Here is an 18,325-nt window from a genome sequence, read left to right on the forward strand (position 1 = left end):
TTTTCGACGCTCAGTCGGCGATTTCGACGCTCAGTCGGTGCTCAGTCGGCGGTCCTGGCGCTCACTCGGCGGGCGGTGTCGCTGTCACGGGATCATCTATCGCTTAGGGCAACCAAAGCGGCGCTCGGGGCATTCCTGGCGTCGGGTAGCGCCCTACGCACCAGACTGCCGGGCCCTGGGCGCCTCCGCCTCCCGAACGCCGGGTGAACGGGCCGGGAGAGCTCCGGACGAACCGTCGCCGGGCCCGCCCGCATTGTCGCCACCGCCGGCCCGCGGCCGGGCGCCCAACACGACCCCACCCCCGCGAGAGTCGCCGTATGGCCAACGTCTAAAGTGGCGTGGTAAGCGCAAGCCTTTACCGGGTGTTCACCGCCGGCGGAGCTTGCTGGCCTTATCTCCGCGGCTCAGGCCGCAGACGTTACTTCCAGGGGTGTGCGTGACGGCCGTCGAAACCCGTCCTGCGGGGGGGCTCTCTCAGGTCCCCGGGAGTCCCGGTAACCGGCCGTTCGGGGCCCGCGTCAAGGCGTTCATCGCGCTGACCAAGCCGCGGGTCATCGAACTGTTGTTGATGACGACGGTGCCGGTGATGTTCCTGGCGGCCGGCGGTGTGCCGGACCTGTGGCTGGTGCTGGCCACCTGCATCGGCGGTTACCTGTCCGCCGGTGGTGCCGCGGCGTACAACATGTACCTCGACCGCGACATCGACGCGATGATGGACCGCACCTCCCAGCGCCCGCTGGTGACCGGCATGGTCTCGCCGCGCGAGTGCCTGGTCTTCGCCACCGTCCTCGCGGTCGGCTCCACGGCGTGGTTCTGGTACCTCGTCAACCCGCTGTCGGCGATGCTCTCCCTCGGGGCGCTGCTCTTCTACGTCGTCGTCTACACGATGATCCTCAAGCGGCGGACGACGCAGAACATCGTCTGGGGCGGCATCGCGGGCTGCATGCCCGTCTTCATCGGCTGGTCCTCGGTGACCAACACCGTCTCCTGGGCCTCCTTCATCCTCTTCCTCGTCATCTTCTTCTGGACGCCGCCGCATTACTGGCCGCTGTCGATGAAGGTCACGGAGGACTACAAGCGGGTCGGCGTGCCGATGCTGCCGGCGGTGGCGGGCAACAAGGTCGTCGCCCGACAGATCGTCCTCTACAGCTGGGTGATGGTCGGGGTCTCGCTGCTGCTCCAGCCGCTGGGCTACACCGGCTGGTTCTACACCGGGGTCGCGGTCGCCTGCGGCGCGTTCTGGCTGTGGGAGGCACACGCCCTCCAGGTCCGCGCCAAGGCCGGCCTCACCGGGGCCAAGCTCAAGGAGATGCGGCTGTTCCACTGGTCCATCACCTATGTGTCGCTGCTGTTCGTCGCCGTCGCGGTGGACCCCTTCCTGCGCTAGGGCTTGTTGTCACCTTCCCGTCGTCGCCGGGGGTGTGGCGGATCACCCCCACAAAGGCGGTACCGGTGGGTAACATGCTGACCATGGCAGACACCCAGCAGGCTGACGAGCAGGCGGCGGGCGGCGCGGCCGCCGCGACGCCGGCGGAGAAGCGGGCCGACAAGCAGGCGGCCCGGCTCGCCCGGCAGATCCGTTCCTTCGCGAGCAGCCACGGCGGCAGCGCCGAGGGCCAGCTCGCCCACATCGGCCGCGGTCGCACCCGGATCGCCCTGGTCGGCGCCAACGGCGAGTGGGGCAATCTGGTCGCGGACAGCTACCTCGCCGCCAAGAAGGCCGCCGAGCAGGCCGGCATCGCCCTCCAGGACGACTTCGACGGCGAGTTGGCCGCCAAGGTCCGCACCGGCCGCTACGAGTGGTCGCGGATGGCCGGCCTCCAGCTGGGCGGACCGGCCAACGCCTGAGCCTCGCGCGACGCGCCCCCGTGCCGTGCGCCGGGGCGCGTCGCCCGCTACCTCACCACCCGCTCGCCCGTTAAGCTCACCAGGCGCGGTGGACCGGCCACGCCCGGCGGGCCGACGGCGAGGAGGGGCGGATGGACACACTCCCCCCGCTCATCGACCAGCACAGTCACGGCGCCGTCCACGGTGAACTGGGCCTGGGTTCCTTCGAGGCCCAACTGGGCGCCGCGGCCGGGGCCCGGGGCCCGGCCCCCGCGGGCACCAGCCACTTCGACACCCGCACCGGTCTCGCGATACGCCGCTGGTGCCCACCCCTGCTCGGCCTGGAGCCGCACTGCGCGCCGGTGCGCTATCTGGCCCGGCGGCGCGAGGTGGGCGCCTTCCAAGCGGGCCGGATGTTGCTCCGCGGCGCCGGCATCGAGACGTTCCTGGTGGAGTCCGGTGCCCCCGGCGGTCTGACGTCCGCCGCCGAACTCGCCGACGCCGCCGATGTCCGCGCCCACGAGGTCGTCCGGCTCGAACCGCTCGCCGAACAGGTCGCCGACACCTCCGGCAGCGTCGACGCCTTCCTCGGCTACACCGCCGAGGCCCTCTACTCCGCCGCCCAGCACGCGACCGCCTTCGCCTGCGGGGGCACGTACTGCGAGGGGCGGGCGCCCGATGCGGGCGCGGTACGGCGGGCCGCGGACCGTTGGCTGCGCGATCGTCGACCGGGGGAGCCGCTGGCGGAGCCCGCGCTCGTCCGGCACCTGTTGTGGAGCGCGGTGGCGACCGGCCTCCCGGTGCAGCTGCACTGCGCCGATCCGCAGCCGTTGGCGGACTTCCTGCGGGCCACCGCCGGGCTCGGTTCCGACCTCGTCCTGCTGCCCGAGGCCCCGCACCACCGGCGGGCCGCGCAACTGGCCGCCGTGCACGCCCACGTCTACGCGGACGCCGGCCCGTGTCCCGAGGAGACGCTGGGCCAGGCGCCGTTCGGCAAGCTGCTGTTCTCCTCGGGCGCGCGCGGGCTGCCCGAGCTCTACGTCACCGCGGCCCGGCTCTTCCGGCGGGCCATGGATCGCGTCGTGGGGGAGTGGACCGCCGAGGGGCTGTGCGCCCCGGCGGACGGGCGGCGGATCGCCGAGATGGTCGGCTCCGGCACCGCCCGCCGGGTCTACGGGCTGGCCTCCGCGGCCTAGGCGGCGGTGGTGGCGGCCGGTCGGGCCTCCGCGGCCTCGCCGTCGCCGAGTGCGTCCGGGGCGGCGGGCACCGGGCCGCGGTCGCGCAGGGTGAGGAAGACCCGCAGCACCGCGATCCAGACCAGCGTCGAGCCGAACATGTGCAGTCCGACGACCAGCGTCGGCAGGCTCAGGAAGTACTGGACGTAGCCGACGACGCCCTGGAAGGCGAGGGTGGCGAACAGGGCCAGCGCGGCGCGGCGCGGGGCCGGCGGCGCCTTGACCGCGCGCAGGGTGAAGAACAGGGCGACGGTCAGCCCGACGACGATGTAGACGAAGTCGACGTGGAGCTGGGTCACCTCCTGCCAGTCCAGCGGGATCCGGTGGACCTTGCGGGCGTCGCCCGCGTGCGGACCGGTGCCGGTGACGACGGTGCCGATCACCGTCAGCGCGGCCACCGCGACCACCAGCACCCAGGAGAGCTGCCGGACCGCGGGGGAGACCAGGTCGCGCGGCTCCTCGTCGCCCTCCTTGGCGCGCTGCCAGGACAGCACACAGACCGTCAACAGAGCGCTGGTGAGCAGGAAGTGCGCGGCGACGAGGTACGGGTTCAGGCCGGTGAGCACGACGATGCCGCCCCAGACCGCGTTGCCCATCACGATCCAGAACTGCGCCCAGCCGAGCCGGGTGAGCGCGTGGCGGCGCGGTGCGCGGGCCCGTGCCGCCACGATGAACAGCCCGATGAAGGCGCACAGGACGTAGGTCAGCAGGCGGTTGCCGAACTCGATGAGGCCGTGGATGCCCATCTCGGCGGTCGGGGTGAGGCTGTCCGGCGTGCACTGGGGCCACGTCGAGCAGCCCAGCCCGGACTCGGTCAGCCGGACCGCACCACCGGTCACGACGATGACCACGGCCATCACGACGGTGGCGAGCGCCGCCCGCTCGACGAAGCGCGCGGAGGGCTGCCAGCGGCGGGCGATCAGCTCAAAGGGATTCAGCGTGTTCGGCACGGGAGTCATCGTAGGCGGCGGCTTGTGCGCGTTTTCACGAGGGTCGGGGTTCCGCTGTCCGGCCGGGGGGTCGGGGGGTGTCCCCCGAGGGAATCGGCACGAGGGTCGGGGTTGCGGCGTTCCGGCCGGTCCGGCGGGCGGTGGGGTCACTCCCGGCGGAAGAACCGGCGGGGTCACTCCCAGCGGAAGAACTTCGCGGCCGCGCCCAGTCCTAGGACGGCCCAGGCCGCCAGGATCCCGAGGTCCGCCCAGGGCACCCCGGCCCCGTGCTGGAGCACCTCCCGCAGGCCGTCCGAGAGCGCGGAGATCGGCAGGAACTGGAGCACCTGCTGGGCCGCGGCCGGGAACTTCGCCAGCGGGACGATCACCCCGCCGCCGACGAGCAGCAGCAGGAAGACCAGGTTGGCGGCGGCCAGGGTGGCCTCGGCCTTGAGGGTGCCGGCCATCAGCAGGCCCAGGCCGGAGAACGCGGCGGTGCCCAACAGGAGCAGCAGGACCACGGAAGCCACGCCGGAGAGGGACGCGGCGCCCTGCGGGGACCAGCCCAGCGCCAGGGCGACCACGGTCAGCAGGACGACCTGGAGGACCTCGGTGACCAGCACCGCGCAGGTCTTCGCGGTCATCAGCCCCCAGCGCGGCAGCGGCGAGGCGGCCAGCCGCTTGAGGACGCCGTAGCGCCGCTCGAATCCGGTGGCGATGGCCTGGCCGGTGAACGCCGTGGACATCACGGCCAGCCCCAGCACGCCCGGCGTGAGGAAGTCCACCGACCTGCCGGCGCCGGTGTCGATGATGCGGACGGCGGAGAACAGCACCAGCAGCAGCGTCGGGATGATGACGGTCAGCAGCAGCTGCTCGCCGTTGCGCAGCAGCATCCTGGTCTCCAGGGCGGCCTGCGCGCGGATCATCCGGGGCAGCGGGGCCGCGCCGGGCCGGGGGGCGAACGTACCGCTCGCGGTGGTCATGCGCGCAGCTCCTTACCGGTGAGCTCAAGGCTGTGCTTTCCCGGGGGACGACCCCCGGACCCCCGGCCGAAAGAAGGGTGACCCGACCTCATGCGCGCAGCTCCTTACCGGTGAGCTCAAGGAAAACGTCCTCCAGGGTGTGGCGCTCGACGGCTATCGCGTCGGGCATCACGCCGTTCTGCGCGCACCAGGAGGTCACGGTGGCCAGCAGCTGCGGGTCGATCCGGCCCTGGACGCGGTAGATGCCGGCGGTCAGCTCGGCGGCGGCGCTGTCGGCCGGCAGTGCCTTGAGGAGCGAGGCGACGTCCAGGCCGGGCCGGCCGGTGAAGCGCAGGCTGTTCTCGGCGCCGCCCTTGCACAGCTGCTCCGGGCTGCCCTGGGTGACGACCTTGCCGCCGTCGATGATCGCGACGTCGTCGGCGAGCTGCTCGGCCTCGTCCATGAAGTGGGTGGTCAGCACCACGCTGACGCCGTCGGCGCGCAGTTCCCGGACGAGGTCCCAGGTGGCGCGGCGGGCCTGCGGGTCGAGGCCGGCGGTCGGCTCGTCCAGGAACACCAGCTCGGGGCGGCCGACCACGGCCATCGCCAGGGCGAGCCGCTGCTGCTGGCCGCCGGACAGCCGCCGGTAGGGCGTCCGTCCGCAGCCGCCCAGGCCCAGCCGTTCCATCAGCGCGACCACGTCGAGGGGGTGGGCGTGGAGGGTGGCGGTGTGCCGCAGCATCTCCTCGGCCCGGGCTCCGGCGTAGACCCCGCCCGACTGGAGCATCACGCCGATCCGGGGGCGCAGGGTCGCGGCGTCGGCGATCGGGTCCAGTCCCAGGACGCGGACCCGGCCGGCGTCCGGGCGCCGATAGCCTTCGCAGGTCTCGACGGTGGTGGTCTTCCCGGCGCCGTTGGGGCCGAGGACGGCGGTCACGGTGCCGCGTGCGACGGTGAGGTCGAGCCCGTCCACGGCGGTCTTGGACCCGTACCGCTTGACCAGGCCGACGACCTCGACGGCAGGCTCGCGACCGGGCGAGCGGGGGGCGTCCCCTGGGGAGGTGCTGGGCATGCCGGGCAGTCTACGGAGCGGGCGGGGGCGCCGGGAGCGGGGGCCGGAAGCTGTCCGGGAGCCGTTCCGTGCGGGACCGTCGCCGGGCCTCCCCGGTGGCCGGCGTCAGTTCCGGAGCGTGACCGGGAGCCCCGAAATTAGGTAACCCTTAGTGACGGAGGCCACCGGTCCGTGATCCCGCACAGGGGTTGAATCGATTTGGCGAATTACGCAACAATGGCGTTGTGAAAAACGTGAGCGAGGATCGGAAGAGGCCAGCGGCCCGGCAGACCGCCGGCCCGGTTCCGTCCGCCCCTGCGCACGACGATCAGCACGGCACCCGCAACCGCGTCGCCCGCTCCATCCTCGACCACGGCCCGTCCACCGCGGCCGAGCTGGCGCTCCGCCTGGAACTGACCCAGGCCGCCGTCCGCCGTCATCTGGACGCGCTGGTCGCCGAGGGCGTCGTGGAGCCCCGCGAGAAGCGGGTCTACGGCGCGCGCGGCCGCGGCCGCCCGGCCAAGGCGTTCGCCCTCACCGACTGCGGACGGGACGCCTTCGACCAGGCGTACGACGCCCTCGCCGCCGATGCGCTGCGCTGGATCGCGCAGAGCGCGGGCGGCGGCGCCGAGGGCGAGGCGGCGGTCGCCGCGTTCGCCCGCGCCCGGCTCGCCGCGCAGGCCGAGGGGTACCGCGAGGCGGTCGAGGGCGCCGAGCCCGAGGCCCGCACCCAGGCCCTTGCGAAGGCGTTGACCGCGGACGGGTACGCTGCTACGGCACGCAGTGCGCCCAATCCCCAGCTCGGTGAGCAGCTCTGCCAGCACCACTGCCCGGTCGTCCACGTCGCCGAGCAGTACCCGCAGCTGTGCGAGGCGGAGACCGAGGTCTTCTCCCGATTGCTCGGGACCCATGTACAGCGCCTTGCCACCATCGCCCACGGCGACGGGGTGTGCACGACCTTCGTCCCGAAGGCCGGTGCCGGCAAAGCAGCTCACCGCACCGGTGAGCGCCCCACACAGACCACCACAGCATCTGCTAGCACGGCCGGGAGGAACCCCGCATGACGCTCCCCACGGAGACTGCTCACCCTGAGCTCGAGGGTCTGGGCAAGTACGAATACGGCTGGGCCGACTCCGACGTCGCCGGTGCCGCCGCCAAGCGCGGCCTCTCCGAGGCGGTCGTCCGCGACATCTCGGCGAAGAAGAGCGAGCCGGAGTGGATGCTCAAGCTGCGCCTCAAGGGCCTGAAGCTGTTCGACAAGAAGCCCATGCCGACCTGGGGCTCGGACCTGTCGGGCATCGACTTCGACAACATCAAGTACTTCGTCCGCTCCACCGAGCAGCAGGCCGCCTCCTGGGAGGAGCTGCCCGAGGACATCAAGAACACCTACGACAAGCTCGGCATCCCGGAGGCGGAGAAGCAGCGCCTGGTCGCCGGTGTCGCCGCGCAGTACGAGTCCGAGGTGGTCTACCACCAGATCCGCGAGGACCTGGAGAAGCAGGGCGTCATCTTCCTGGACACCGACACGGCGCTCAAGGAGCACCCGGAGCTGTTCCAGGAGTACTTCGGCACGGTCATCCCGGTCGGCGATAACAAGTTCGCGTCGCTGAACACCGCGGTGTGGTCCGGCGGCTCGTTCATCTACGTCCCCAAGGGCGTGCACGTCGACATCCCGCTCCAGGCCTACTTCCGGATCAACACCGAGAACATGGGCCAGTTCGAGCGGACGCTGATCATCGTCGACGAGGACGCCTACGTCCACTACGTCGAGGGCTGCACCGCGCCGATCTACAAGTCCGACTCGCTGCACTCCGCGGTCGTCGAGATCATCGTGAAGAAGGGCGGCCGCTGCCGCTACACGACGATCCAGAACTGGTCGAACAACGTCTACAACCTGGTGACCAAGCGCGCCGTCGCCTACGAGGGCGCGACGATGGAGTGGGTGGACGGCAACCTCGGCTCCAAGGTCACCATGAAGTACCCCGCGGTCTACCTCATGGGTGAGCACGCCAAGGGCGAGACGCTCTCGATCGCGTTCGCGGGCGAGGGCCAGCACCAGGACGCCGGTTCCAAGATGGTCCACATGGCGCCGAACACCTCCTCCAACATCGTCTCCAAGTCGGTGGCGCGGGGCGGCGGCCGGACCTCCTACCGCGGCCTGGTGGAGATCGGCGAGGGCGCCGCGGGTTCGAAGTCGAACGTGCTGTGCGACGCGCTGCTGGTCGACACCATCTCCCGCTCCGACACCTACCCCTACGTCGACGTCCGCGAGGACGACGTGTCGATGGGCCACGAGGCGACCGTCTCCAAGGTGAGCGAGGACCAGCTCTTCTACCTGATGAGCCGCGGCCTGAGCGAGCAGGAGGCCATGGCGATGATCGTCCGCGGCTTCGTCGAGCCGATCGCCCGTGAGCTGCCGATGGAGTACGCGCTGGAGCTCAACCGGCTGATCGAGCTGCAGATGGAAGGCGCGGTCGGCTGACCCCGGCCCCACGCAGCGAACGACTCCCTGAGAACGCAGAAAGCGAGCTAGACGACAGCCATGGCTGAGGCTCAGACGACCATCCCGGCGGGTTCCACGACCTCCGGCTCCATCGCGGTGGCCGCGGAGTCCACCGTCGCCACCCGGATGAGCGCCCCGCCGTCCTACGACGTGGCGGACTTCCCCGTTCCGCACGGCCGCGAGGAGGAGTGGCGGTTCACGCCGCTGGCGCGGCTGCGCGGGCTGCACGACGGCACCGCCACCGCCGGCGGCCCCGACCTGAAGGTCGACATCACCGCGCCCGAGGGCGTCACCCACGAGCTCGTCGACCGCGACGACCCGCGGGTCGGCAAGGCCGGCAAGCCGGTGGACCGGGTCGCCGCCCAGGCGTACAGCGCGTTCGAGAAGGCGTCGGTGGTCACCGTCCCCAAGGAGACCGTGCTCACCGAGCCGATCCGGATCCGGGTGCACGGCGAGGGCGGCACCGCCTTCGGCCACCAGGTCGTCGAGCTGGGCGCGTTCGCCGAGGCCGTCGTGGTCATCGACCACACCGGTGACGGCGTGCTCGCCGCCAACGTCGACTACGTCCTCGGCGACGGCGCCAAGCTGACCGTGGTCTCGGTCCAGGACTGGGACGACACCGCCGTCCACTGCGGCCAGCACAACGCCCTGGTCGGCCGGGACGCCACCTTCAAGTCCGTGGTCGTCACCTTCGGCGGCGACCTCGTCCGCCTGCACCCGCGGATCGACTACGCGGGCCCCGGCGCCGAGGCCGAGCTCTACGGCCTGTACTTCACCGAGCAGGGCCAGCACCAGGAGCACCGCCTGTTCGTGGACCACGACACCCCGAACTGCCGCTCGCACGTGACGTACAAGGGCGCGCTGCAGGGCCAGGACGCGCACGCGGTCTGGATCGGCGACGTCCTGATCCAGGCGGCGGCCACCGGCACGGACACCTACGAGCTCAACCGCAACCTCGTCCTGACCGACGGCGCGCGGGTCGACTCGGTGCCCAACCTGGAGATCGAGACCGGCGAGATCGTCGGCGCCGGCCACGCCTCGGCGACCGGCCGATTCGACGACGAGCAGCTGTTCTACCTGATGGCCCGCGGCATCCCCGCCGACGAGGCGCGCCGTCTGGTCGTCCGCGGCTTCTTCGCCGAGCTGGTCCAGCAGATCGGTCTCCCGGACGTCGAGGAGCGTCTGATGAACAAGATCGAAGCCGAGCTGGAAGCGTCCGCGGCATGAGCTACGTACGCGCGGCCGCGCTGAGCGAGCTGGAGGAGGACACCCCCAAGAGGGTGGAGATCGACGGCACGCCGATCTCGCTGGTCCGTACCGAGGGCGAGGTGTTCGCGATCAACGACATCTGCTCGCACGCCAACGTCTCCCTCTCCGAGGGCGAGGTCGAGGACTGCTCGATCGAGTGCTGGCTGCACGGCTCCAGCTTCGACCTGCGCACCGGCAAGCCGTCCGGCCTCCCCGCGACGCGCCCCGTCCCCGTTTACCCCGTAAAGATCGAAGGGGACGACGTGCTCGTCTCCATCACCCAGGAGTCCTGAGTCACCCATGGCAACGCTTGAGATCCACGACCTGCACGTCTCCGTCGAGGCCGAGAACGGCCAGCGGGAGATCCTGAAGGGCGTCGACCTGACCGTGAAGCAGGGCGAGACGCACGCCATCATGGGCCCCAACGGCTCCGGCAAGTCGACCCTCGCCTACTCCCTCGCGGGTCACCCGAAGTACACGATCACCGGCGGCACCGTCACCCTCGACGGCGAGGACGTCCTGGAGATGTCCGTCGACGAGCGCGCCCGGGCCGGCGTCTTCCTCGCCATGCAGTACCCGGTCGAGGTCCCCGGCGTCTCGGTCTCCAACTTCCTGCGCACCTCCGCCACCGCCATCCGCGGCGAGGCCCCCAAGCTGCGGACGTGGGTCAAGGAGGTCAAGGAGGCCATGGAGCGTCTCCAGATGGACCCGGCGTTCGCCGAGCGCAACGTCAACGAGGGCTTCTCCGGCGGTGAGAAGAAGCGCCACGAGATCCTCCAGCTGGAGCTGCTCCAGCCGAAGATCGCGATCCTCGACGAGACCGACTCCGGTCTGGACGTCGACGCGCTGCGGATCGTCTCCGAGGGCGTCAACCGCGTCCGCGAGACGGGTCAGGTCGGCACTCTGCTGATCACCCACTACACGCGCATCCTGCGCTACATCAAGCCCGACCACGTCCACGTCTTCGCCAACGGCCGGATCGCCGAGTCCGGCGGCCCGGAGCTGGCGGACAAGCTGGAGGCCGAGGGCTACGAGGCATACGTGAAGGGTGGTACGACCGCGTGACACAGCTGCCGGGCCTCCTCGACACAGAGGCGATCCGCAAGGACTTCCCCCTTCTGGACCGTCAGGTCCACGACGGGAAGAAGATCGTGTACCTGGACAACGCGGCGACCTCGCAGAAGCCGCGCCAGGTGCTGGACGCCCTGAGCGCCTACTACGAACGCCACAACGCCAACGTCCACCGCGGCGTGCATGTGCTCGCCGAGGAGGCCACGGCGCTGTACGAAGGCGCCCGCGACAAGGTCGCCGCCTTCATCAACGCGCCCAGCCGCGACGAGGTGATCTTCACCAAGAACGCCTCGGAGTCGCTCAACCTCGTGGCCAACATGCTGGGTTGGGCCGACGAGCCCTACCGGGTGGACCGCGAGACCGAGATCGTCATCACGGAGATGGAGCACCACTCCAACATCGTGCCGTGGCAGCTGCTCTCGCAGCGCACCGGCGCGAAGCTGAAGTGGTTCGGGCTGACCGACGACGGCCGGCTGGACCTCTCCACGATCGACGAGGTCATCACCGAGCGCACCAAGGTGGTCTCCTTCACCCTGGTGTCCAACCTCCTGGGCACGTACAACCCGGTCGAGACGATCGTCCGTCGCGCCCAGGAAGTCGGCGCGCTGGTGGTGATAGACGCCTCGCAGGCCGCACCCCACATGCCGTTGGACGTGCAGGCGCTGCAGGCGGACTTCGTGGCCTTCACCGGCCACAAGATGTGCGGCCCGACCGGAATCGGCGTGCTGTGGGGCCGCCAGGAACTGCTGGAGGACCTCCCGCCGTTCCTCGGCGGTGGCGAGATGATCGAGACCGTCTCGATGCACTCCTCCACCTACGCCCCGGCGCCGCACAAGTTCGAGGCGGGTACGCCCCCGATCGCCCAGGCCGTCGGCCTCGGCGCCGCGGTGGACTACCTGACCGCGATCGGCATGGACAGGATCGCCGCGCATGAGCACGCGATCACCGAGTACGCCGTCAAGCGGCTGCTGGAGGTCCCCGACCTGAAGATCATCGGCCCGAGCACGGCCGAGGACCGCGGGGCGACGATCTCCTTCACGCTGGGTGACATCCACCCGCACGACGTGGGCCAGGTGCTGGACGAACAGGGCATCGCGGTCCGGGTGGGACACCACTGCGCGCGCCCGGTCTGCCTGCGCTACGGAATTCCTGCGACCACGCGAGCGTCGTTCTATCTGTACTCCACCCCGGCCGAGGTCGACGCCCTGGTCGAGGGCCTGGAGTACGTGCGCAACTTCTTCGGTTAACGAACACCGCGGTTACGAGCACAGCGGATGAGGACGAGGACTGACTGAGTCGTGAAGCTGGATTCCATGTACCAGGACGTCATCCTGGACCACTACAAGCACCCCCATGGGCGCGGTCTTCGGGACGGCGACGCCGAGGTGCACCACGTCAACCCCACGTGCGGCGACGAGATCACCCTGCGCGTGAAGTACGACGGCACGACGATCGAGGACGTGTCCTACGAGGGCCAGGGCTGCTCCATCAGCCAGGCCAGCGCGTCGGTGCTCAACGACCTCCTGGTCGGCAAGGAGCTCGGCGAGGCGCAGCGGATCCAGGAGACCTTCCTTGAACTGATGCAGTCCAAGGGCCAGGTGGAACCGGACGACGCCATGGAGGAGGTGCTGGAGGACGCGGTGGCGTTCGCCGGCGTCTCCAAGTACCCGGCGCGCGTGAAGTGCGCCCTGCTCAGCTGGATGGCCTGGAAGGACGCCACGGCCAAGGCCCTTTCCCAGGAGGCGAAGACCGCATGACCGACACCCCGACCACCACCAAGCCGGCCTCGGAGGAAGAGGTCCGCGAGGCGCTGTACGACGTCGTCGACCCGGAGCTGGGCATCGACGTCGTCAACCTCGGGCTGATCTACGGCATCCACATCGACGACGCCAACATCGCGACCATCGACATGACGCTGACCTCGGCGGCCTGCCCGCTGACCGACGTCATCGAGGACCAGGCGAAGTCGGCGACGGACGGCATCGTCAACGAGCTGAAGATCAACTGGGTCTGGATGCCGCCGTGGGGACCGGACAAGATCACCGACGACGGCCGCGAACAGCTGCGTGCGCTGGGGTTCAACGTCTGAGCTTCGCTCCGCGGCACTGCCGCACGGTCTTCGACGGCCGTGTCCACCGGTTCTCCGGCGGGCACGGCCGTTGTCGTCGTTCCGGGCGGGCCGGCGGTCGTTGTGTACGCCCGTACGCATCGCTGTGTACGCTCGTACGCATGGCCTATGCGACGCTCGCCGGCGCGATCCTCTCCGAGATCCTCGCGACCACATCGATGAAGTACAGCCACGGCTTCAGCAGGCTGTGGCCCTCGCTCGGCACCGCGGTCGGCTATGTGGTCGCCTTCGCGCTGCTGGCCCGGACGCTGAAGTCGATGAGCGTCGGGACCGCGTACGCGATCTGGTCCGGGGCCGGCACCGCGGTGATCGCCGCGATCGGCATGGTCTTCCTGGGCGAGAGCACCAGCACGCTCAAGATCCTCGGGGTGCTGCTGGTGATCGCCGGCGTGGTGGTGCTCAACCTCGACGGTGCGCACTGATGGCCCGGCGCTACGACCCGGACCGGCGGCAGCGGATCATCGACGCGGCGCTCGCGGTGGTCCGGGAGCGGGGGATCGCCGGGCTCAGCCACCGCGCGGTGGCCGCCGCCGCGGACGTCCCGCTGGGCTCCACGACGTACCACTTCGCGACCCTCGACGATCTGCTGGTCGCCGCGCTGCGGCAGTCCAACGGCCGGTGGCTGGCGGACTTCGCGCGCTGGGTGGACGGCATCGACCTCGCGGTGCCGCTCGCCGACGAGGTGGCCCGACTGGTCGGCGAGACCCTCGCCGGGGACCGCTCGCGGGTGGAGCTGGAGTACGACCTGTATCTGGCCGCGCTGCGGCACGAGGCGGTGCGGCCGATCGCCGCCGAGTGCCTGGACGAGATGGAGACGCTGCTGGCCCGGCGGATCGGCGACCGGGCCACCGCGCGTGCGGTGGTGGCCTTCACCGACGGGCTGCTGCTCCAGCACCTGCTCACCGACCGACCCTTCCAACCGGCCGTGGTGCGCGAGGGGTTGGCGGGGGTGCTGGGCGCCTCCGGCTGACCGGCGGCGACGCCTGGGCGACGGCCGGGCGACTGGTGCGACCGTACGAGAGGGGAGGTGCCGGCGGGCCGCCGGGATCGTGCGACCGTACGGGTCGGGACCGATCGCTGAGACCGGTTCGCCTCCGCGGGCCGGCTCCGGTTAGGTTTCCAGCATGACCGATGCTGCAACTCTTCGTACGACCGGCGCCGTCGCCGCCGGGCTCGCCACCGTCGCCTCCGACGGCACCGTTCTCGACACCTGGTTCCCCGCGCCCCAGCTGGTCGACGCGCCCGGCCCGGCCGGCACCGAGCAGCTGGCGGACGACCGCGCCGCCGAGCTGCTGGGCGACGCCGTCCGCAAGGCCGTCGGCCCCGACCCGGTCCGCGGCGTGGAGGTCGTGGCCGTCCGCACGGTCATCGCTTCACTGGACGACAAGCCGCTGGACGCGCACGACGTCTACCTGCGGCTGCACCTCCTCAGCCACCGCCTGGTCAAGCCGCACGGCCAGAGCCTGGAGGGCATGTTCGGCCTGCTGGCCAACGTCGCCTGGACCTCGCTCGGCCCGGTGCCCGTCGACCAGCTGGAGACGGCCCGGCTGAACGCCCGCGCCGAGGGCCTGCACCTCCAGGTCACCAGCGTCGACAAGTTCCCGCGGATGACCGACTACGTGGCGCCCGCCGGCGTCCGGATCGCCGACGCCGACCGGGTGCGGCTGGGCGCCCACCTCGCGGCCGGCACCACCGTCATGCACGAGGGCTTCGTCAACTTCAACGCCGGCACGCTGGGCACCTCCATGATCGAGGGCCGGATCAGCGCCGGCGTGGTGATCGGCGACGGCAGCGACATCGGCGGCGGCGCCTCCACGATGGGCACCCTCTCCGGCGGCGGCAAGCAGATCATCTCGATCGGCGAGCGCTGCCTGCTCGGCGCCGAGTCCGGCATCGGCATCGCGCTGGGCGACGAGTGCGTGGTCGAGGCCGGCCTGTACGTGACCGCGGGCACCCGGGTCACGCTGCCCGACGGTCAGATCGTCAAGGCGCTGGAGCTGTCCGGTGCCGACAACATCCTCTTCCGCCGGAACTCCACCACCGGCACCGTCGAGGCCCGCCCGAACAAGGCGGTCTGGGGCGGTCTGAACGAGATCCTGCACAGCCACAACTGACCGGGCACGCCTGCGCAGTTGCCGCCCCGGGCCCACCGGCCCGGGGCGCGCGCATGCCGGGCGCCGGACGGACGGCGGGACTTGGCGGACAGGACCTTAGGGTGGGCCCATGCGTGATCTGGTAGCAGGGATGCGGTATCTGGGGCGGGGCATGCGCTGGACGGCGCAGCACGGCCGGTGGTGGGGGTTCGGGCTGATTCCCGCACTGGTCGCACTGGCGCTGTACGCGGGGGCGCTCACCGGGCTGGCCCTGTGGTCCGGCGACCTCGCCGCCTGGGCGACCCCGTTCGCCGACGGCTGGGGCTCCCCGTGGCAGGGGCTGCTGCGGGGGTTGTTCGTGGCGCTGCTGCTGGCCGGCGGGCTGATGCTGTCGGTGCTGACGTTCACCGCCGTCACCCTGCTGATCGGCGACCCCTTCTACGAGTCGCTGTCGGAGCAGGTCGAGCGCAGCGAGGGCCACTGCCCGCCCGGCCCGGACCGTCCGCTGTGGCGGGAGATCGGCGTCGCGGTGCGGGAGATGATCCCGGTGCTGCTGCGGGCCGCCGGGTTCGGGGTGCTGTTCTTCGTCCTGGGCTTCCTGCCGGTCGTCGGGCAGACCGTCGTCCCGGCCGTCGGCTTCTGCGTCTCCGGCTTCTTCCTCGCCGTGGAGCTGACCACGGTGGCGATGCAGCGCCGGGAGGTGCCGGTGCGCGAGCGGCTGCGGCTGCTGCGCGGCCGGCTGGGCCTGGCGGTCGGCTTCGGGACGCCGCTGGTGCTGCTGTTCCTGATCCCGTTCGTGGCGGTGCTGCTGATGCCGGGCGCGGTGGCCGGGGCCACCCTGCTGGTGCGGGACCTGGTGCCCGCCGGTCCGGACGCCGGGCCGGCGGTCGCGGACGGGGACGAGACCGAGGGACGGGCGGTGCCCGCCGCCTGGTGACCGCGCCCCACGGGCGCCCGGAACGACGGAAGCGGCCGCCGCACCGGTGAGTGCGGCGGCCGCTCGGGCGTACTGCCCTACCCGCGTCAGTCAGCCTTGCGCGACCGCGGCTTCAGGTCCTGGGTGCGCTCTGCTGCGGACTCCTCCGACCGCGGCCGGTGCTGGTCGGAGCGCCGCTCGGCGGCCCGGTCCTGCTTGCCCGACTTACGGTTCTGCGACTTCGGCATCATGACTCCCTTTGTCTCGCCGAAAATGGTGCTTACCAGCCCAGTACCGCACCCCCGGGCGCGATCGGCCCCCGGAGGTGGGCTGGTGGAGTGACGAGACGGTCACCCCGGGTGAGGCGAGGGGCAGGGGTGTCGGGCGTCAGGGCTTGATCCGCAGCACCTGCGGGTCGTGGTCGCTGGTCTGGTCCGCGTACTCGGCGTTGATGTGCACGATGTCGTAGTCGGTCCGGGTCAGTGCCCGGCTGGTGAGCAGGTGGTCCAGCACCTGCGAGTTGCCCTGGTAGACGTAGCTGTAGCGCTCGGCGACCGGCAGTCTGGTGACCTGGTCGGTGAGCACGCCGCCGCCGGTGAGGGTCTTCAACGCCGGTGAGAACTGGTAGTCGTTGAGGTCGCCGGCCACCACCACGTCGGCCTTCGGGTCCTTGGCCAGGAGCTCCTTGACGAAGCCGTTGACCAGCTTCGCCTGGGCGGTGCGCTGGGTCTCCGAGGACCGGGCCGGCGGTTGGAAGCGGCTGTCCAGGCCCTGGTCGCCGCCCTTGGAGTTGAAGTGGTTGGCGATCACGAAGACCCGGCGGTCGGGCTTGCCGCGCAGCGCGAACTCGCCGACCAGCGGCTTGCGGCTGGACTTCCACGCCGCGTCGGCCGGTGCGATCCGGCCCGGCGACGCCGAAAGCCCGGCCCGGCCGTGGTCGTCGACGACCTCGACCGGCGTGGTCGCGTCGCCGCCCTTGACGTCCGTGAACGCCACCCGCTGCGGGTTGAAGAGGAACGCCACCCGGATGTTGCCGCCCGGCTGGCCGCCGTCCTGGTCGTTCTGCGGGTCGATGGACCGCCACGCGTACGCCGGGCCGCCGGCCGCCTTGACGGCGTCGGTGAGCTTCTTGAGGGTGGCGCCGGCGGTGACCGTCCCGTCGTCCTTGGCGCCGCTGTCGTCCTGGACCTCCTCCAGGGCGACGACGTCCGGCGCTGCGAGGTTGTGCACCAGCCCCTTCGCCAGCCGGTCGAACTTGGACCGCGGGTTGTCCGGCGCGAGGTTCTCGACGTTGTACGTGGCCACCGCCAGCTCGCCGGCCGCCTGCTTGCGGGTGACCTCGGGCGCCGGGGTGTGGGCGGCGAGCGTGCCCAGTTCGGTGGCCTGGACGGTGTAGCCGCCGAAGTTGTCGTAGTCCAGCGGGCCGGCGGTGGTGCCGGTCAGCCGGTCGCCGACGTTGGCCACCGGGAAGGGCCGCCCTTCAGGGGCGCGAAGCTCCGATGGAGCCGGCGCTTGCGCCGGGGGGATCAGCGACTGGACCTTGATCCGGCCGCCGTTGGGGTCGGCGTAGGAGCCGTAGAGGGTGCCGCCGCGGGCGGTGCGGTGGTGGTCGGGGGTGGCGGTCGCCCACAGCTCGTGGTGGGTGTTGGTGGGGCCGACGACCCGGGCGTCGGAGAGCGCGACCCGCATGCCCTCCAGCGACTCCAGGCGGTCCAGGGCGTACTTGGCGGGCCGCAGGGTGAGCGCCTCGATGCTCTTGCCGCCCGCTCGGGGCGCGTAGGCCGCCGGAATCGTGGACGCGTCGAGCTTGACCGGGGCCGGCAGCGGCTGCTTGCCGGCGCCGACCGTCCAGGTGGCGTCGGTGATCTCGGTGACGGACTGGCCGCCGGCGTCCTTGCCGCCCGGGTAGTACTCGCTGACCGTGCCGCTGAAGGTGAGCGCGTCGCCGACCGCGACCGCGGGCGTCTCCTTGCCGGTGAAGACGAAGACCGCCTCGCTGGTCGCCGGGTCGTTGTCCGGGTGCGGGTCCTGTACCCAGAAGCCGCGGGACGAGCCGAACGCCCGGACCGCGGTCACGATGCCGGGCACGTCGCCGACCTGCTTCCCGGCCAGCGGGGATATCCGGGTCCTGCCTTGTATGTCGTGGATCCGGGTGCCGGCCGCCGAAGCGGACTGCACGCTGAGCAGTCCGCCGGCGAGGGCGGCACAGGCGGCCACCGCACTGAGGGCGACCGGCCTGCGGAGCGTACGACGGGATGGCATCCAAGCCTCCGGAGAAAAAGGGGGGTAGGGGGGTGGGAGAAGCGGCGGAGCGGGACCGACGCTCGCGCTACGCGCGTCAATCTCTTGTGTGCGCAAGGGA

Annotated in this window: 20 protein-coding genes; 15 read left to right on the forward strand and 5 right to left on the reverse strand. The window is 71.3% G+C overall.

Translation table 11 applies throughout. From position 1 onward, the window contains the following. Positions 1-436: 436 nt before the first annotated feature. The 3 genes from SNOUR_RS29445 to SNOUR_RS29455 all read left to right on the forward strand — a co-directional run bounded on the left by SNOUR_RS29445 (position 437) and on the right by SNOUR_RS29455 (position 3,023). Positions 437-1,387, forward strand: a complete 951-nt coding sequence (locus SNOUR_RS29445) for a heme o synthase (protein ID WP_039641890.1) — start codon at positions 437-439, stop codon at positions 1,385-1,387. A 74-nt stretch (positions 1,388-1,461) separates the two neighbouring features. Continuing rightward, positions 1,462-1,848, forward strand: a complete 387-nt coding sequence (locus tag SNOUR_RS29450) for a type 1 periplasmic-binding domain-containing protein (protein WP_067352907.1) — start codon at positions 1,462-1,464, stop codon at positions 1,846-1,848. A 131-nt stretch (positions 1,849-1,979) separates the two neighbouring features. Next, on the forward strand, positions 1,980-3,023 hold the full coding sequence (locus tag SNOUR_RS29455) for an amidohydrolase (RefSeq protein WP_067352909.1): 1,044 nt from the start codon (positions 1,980-1,982) through the stop codon (positions 3,021-3,023). On the opposite strand, the gene SNOUR_RS29460 is transcribed toward SNOUR_RS29455, so the two are convergent. From SNOUR_RS29460 to SNOUR_RS29470, 3 genes are all read right to left on the reverse strand, one after another. Further along, positions 3,020-4,012, reverse strand: coding sequence for a COX15/CtaA family protein (locus tag SNOUR_RS29460; protein ID WP_067352911.1), 993 nt, complete (start codon positions 4,010-4,012; stop codon positions 3,020-3,022). The genes SNOUR_RS29455 and SNOUR_RS29460 overlap by 4 nt on opposite strands. Before the next feature lie 173 nt (positions 4,013-4,185). Further along, entirely contained in the window at positions 4,186-4,974 is a 789-nt protein-coding gene (locus tag SNOUR_RS29465) for an ABC transporter permease (RefSeq protein WP_039637556.1), read from the reverse strand. 88 nt (positions 4,975-5,062) lie between these two features. Continuing rightward, on the reverse strand, positions 5,063-6,025 hold the full coding sequence (locus SNOUR_RS29470) for an ABC transporter ATP-binding protein (RefSeq protein WP_067352913.1): 963 nt from the start codon (positions 6,023-6,025) through the stop codon (positions 5,063-5,065). 224 nt (positions 6,026-6,249) lie between these two features. On the opposite strand from SNOUR_RS29470, the gene SNOUR_RS29475 reads away from it, so the two are divergent. The 12 genes from SNOUR_RS29475 to SNOUR_RS29530 all read left to right on the forward strand — a co-directional run bounded on the left by SNOUR_RS29475 (position 6,250) and on the right by SNOUR_RS29530 (position 15,984). After that, a complete protein-coding gene (locus SNOUR_RS29475; protein WP_067352915.1) occupies positions 6,250-7,068 on the forward strand; it encodes a helix-turn-helix transcriptional regulator in 819 nt (272 codons plus the stop codon). Next, positions 7,065-8,486, forward strand: a complete 1,422-nt coding sequence (sufB, locus tag SNOUR_RS29480; protein WP_067352917.1) for a Fe-S cluster assembly protein SufB — start codon at positions 7,065-7,067, stop codon at positions 8,484-8,486. The genes SNOUR_RS29475 and sufB overlap by 4 nt, the downstream gene beginning before the upstream one ends. 60 nt (positions 8,487-8,546) lie before the next feature. Continuing rightward, complete coding sequence (gene sufD / locus SNOUR_RS29485) at positions 8,547-9,734, forward strand: Fe-S cluster assembly protein SufD (RefSeq protein ID WP_067352920.1); 1,188 nt, start codon at positions 8,547-8,549, stop codon at positions 9,732-9,734. Then, positions 9,731-10,048 carry a non-heme iron oxygenase ferredoxin subunit gene (locus SNOUR_RS29490; protein ID WP_067352923.1) on the forward strand — a complete coding sequence of 106 codons (318 nt, stop codon included), beginning with the start codon at positions 9,731-9,733 and terminating at the stop codon, positions 10,046-10,048. Before sufD ends, SNOUR_RS29490 begins: the two co-directional genes overlap by 4 nt. Positions 10,049-10,055: 7 nt before the next feature. Beyond that, the gene (gene sufC, locus SNOUR_RS29495; RefSeq protein ID WP_067352925.1) at positions 10,056-10,820 is read left to right on the forward strand and encodes a Fe-S cluster assembly ATPase SufC; all 765 of its coding nucleotides are present in this window, start codon (positions 10,056-10,058) and stop codon (positions 10,818-10,820) included. Continuing rightward, positions 10,817-12,073: a cysteine desulfurase gene (locus SNOUR_RS29500; RefSeq protein ID WP_067352927.1), complete on the forward strand. Its 1,257-nt coding sequence runs from the start codon at positions 10,817-10,819 to the stop codon at positions 12,071-12,073. Before sufC ends, SNOUR_RS29500 begins: the two co-directional genes overlap by 4 nt. Positions 12,074-12,124: 51 nt before the next feature. Beyond that, positions 12,125-12,583, forward strand: coding sequence for a Fe-S cluster assembly sulfur transfer protein SufU (sufU, locus tag SNOUR_RS29505; RefSeq protein WP_018536854.1), 459 nt, complete (start codon positions 12,125-12,127; stop codon positions 12,581-12,583). Further along, a complete protein-coding gene (locus tag SNOUR_RS29510; protein WP_033270552.1) occupies positions 12,580-12,915 on the forward strand; it encodes a metal-sulfur cluster assembly factor in 336 nt (111 codons plus the stop codon). The genes sufU and SNOUR_RS29510 overlap by 4 nt, the downstream gene beginning before the upstream one ends. A gap of 140 nt (positions 12,916-13,055) precedes the next feature. Then, positions 13,056-13,376, forward strand: a complete 321-nt coding sequence (locus tag SNOUR_RS29515; protein WP_067352929.1) for a DMT family transporter — start codon at positions 13,056-13,058, stop codon at positions 13,374-13,376. After that, positions 13,376-13,924: a TetR/AcrR family transcriptional regulator gene (locus SNOUR_RS29520; RefSeq protein WP_067352932.1), complete on the forward strand. Its 549-nt coding sequence runs from the start codon at positions 13,376-13,378 to the stop codon at positions 13,922-13,924. Before SNOUR_RS29515 ends, SNOUR_RS29520 begins: the two co-directional genes overlap by 1 nt. A gap of 154 nt (positions 13,925-14,078) precedes the next feature. Continuing rightward, positions 14,079-15,068, forward strand: a complete 990-nt coding sequence (gene dapD, locus SNOUR_RS29525; RefSeq protein ID WP_067352935.1) for a 2,3,4,5-tetrahydropyridine-2,6-dicarboxylate N-succinyltransferase — start codon at positions 14,079-14,081, stop codon at positions 15,066-15,068. 109 nt (positions 15,069-15,177) lie between these two features. After that, entirely contained in the window at positions 15,178-15,984 is an 807-nt protein-coding gene (locus SNOUR_RS29530) for an EI24 domain-containing protein (RefSeq protein WP_067352939.1), read from the forward strand. Between the two features lie 86 nt (positions 15,985-16,070). Here the strand turns inward: SNOUR_RS29530 and SNOUR_RS46425 are convergent, their stop codons facing one another. Further along, on the reverse strand, positions 16,071-16,214 hold the full coding sequence (locus tag SNOUR_RS46425; RefSeq protein WP_159425933.1) for a hypothetical protein: 144 nt from the start codon (positions 16,212-16,214) through the stop codon (positions 16,071-16,073). 136 nt (positions 16,215-16,350) lie between these two features. After that, positions 16,351-18,225, reverse strand: a complete 1,875-nt coding sequence (locus SNOUR_RS29535; RefSeq protein ID WP_067352941.1) for a DUF8508 domain-containing protein — start codon at positions 18,223-18,225, stop codon at positions 16,351-16,353. Positions 18,226-18,325: the final 100 nt, after the last annotated feature.

Origin of the sequence: Streptomyces noursei ATCC 11455, from assembly GCF_001704275.1 — a bacterium.
GTDB lineage: Bacteria > Actinomycetota > Actinomycetes > Streptomycetales > Streptomycetaceae > Streptomyces > Streptomyces noursei.

What these genes read in the sequence shown, in the direction of transcription:
- SNOUR_RS29450 (WP_067352907.1), top strand. Translation starts at nt 1,462, where the DNA reads ATGCTGACCATGGCAGACACCCAGCAGGCTGACGAGCAGGCGGCGGGC.
- SNOUR_RS29455 (WP_067352909.1), top strand. Translation starts at nt 1,980, where the DNA reads ATGGACACACTCCCCCCGCTCATCGACCAGCACAGTCACGGCGCCGTC.
- SNOUR_RS29465 (WP_039637556.1), bottom strand. Translation starts at nt 4,974, where the DNA reads ATGACCACCGCGAGCGGTACGTTCGCCCCCCGGCCCGGCGCGGCCCCG.
- SNOUR_RS29470 (WP_067352913.1), bottom strand. Translation starts at nt 6,025, where the DNA reads ATGCCCAGCACCTCCCCAGGGGACGCCCCCCGCTCGCCCGGTCGCGAG.
- sufB (WP_067352917.1), top strand. Translation starts at nt 7,065, where the DNA reads ATGACGCTCCCCACGGAGACTGCTCACCCTGAGCTCGAGGGTCTGGGC.
- sufD (WP_067352920.1), top strand. Translation starts at nt 8,547, where the DNA reads ATGGCTGAGGCTCAGACGACCATCCCGGCGGGTTCCACGACCTCCGGC.
- SNOUR_RS29490 (WP_067352923.1), top strand. Translation starts at nt 9,731, where the DNA reads ATGAGCTACGTACGCGCGGCCGCGCTGAGCGAGCTGGAGGAGGACACC.
- sufC (WP_067352925.1), top strand. Translation starts at nt 10,056, where the DNA reads ATGGCAACGCTTGAGATCCACGACCTGCACGTCTCCGTCGAGGCCGAG.
- SNOUR_RS29510 (WP_033270552.1), top strand. Translation starts at nt 12,580, where the DNA reads ATGACCGACACCCCGACCACCACCAAGCCGGCCTCGGAGGAAGAGGTC.
- SNOUR_RS29515 (WP_067352929.1), top strand. Translation starts at nt 13,056, where the DNA reads ATGGCCTATGCGACGCTCGCCGGCGCGATCCTCTCCGAGATCCTCGCG.
- SNOUR_RS29520 (WP_067352932.1), top strand. Translation starts at nt 13,376, where the DNA reads ATGGCCCGGCGCTACGACCCGGACCGGCGGCAGCGGATCATCGACGCG.
- dapD (WP_067352935.1), top strand. Translation starts at nt 14,079, where the DNA reads ATGACCGATGCTGCAACTCTTCGTACGACCGGCGCCGTCGCCGCCGGG.
- SNOUR_RS29530 (WP_067352939.1), top strand. Translation starts at nt 15,178, where the DNA reads ATGCGTGATCTGGTAGCAGGGATGCGGTATCTGGGGCGGGGCATGCGC.
- SNOUR_RS46425 (WP_159425933.1), bottom strand. Translation starts at nt 16,214, where the DNA reads ATGATGCCGAAGTCGCAGAACCGTAAGTCGGGCAAGCAGGACCGGGCC.
- SNOUR_RS29535 (WP_067352941.1), bottom strand. Translation starts at nt 18,225, where the DNA reads ATGCCATCCCGTCGTACGCTCCGCAGGCCGGTCGCCCTCAGTGCGGTG.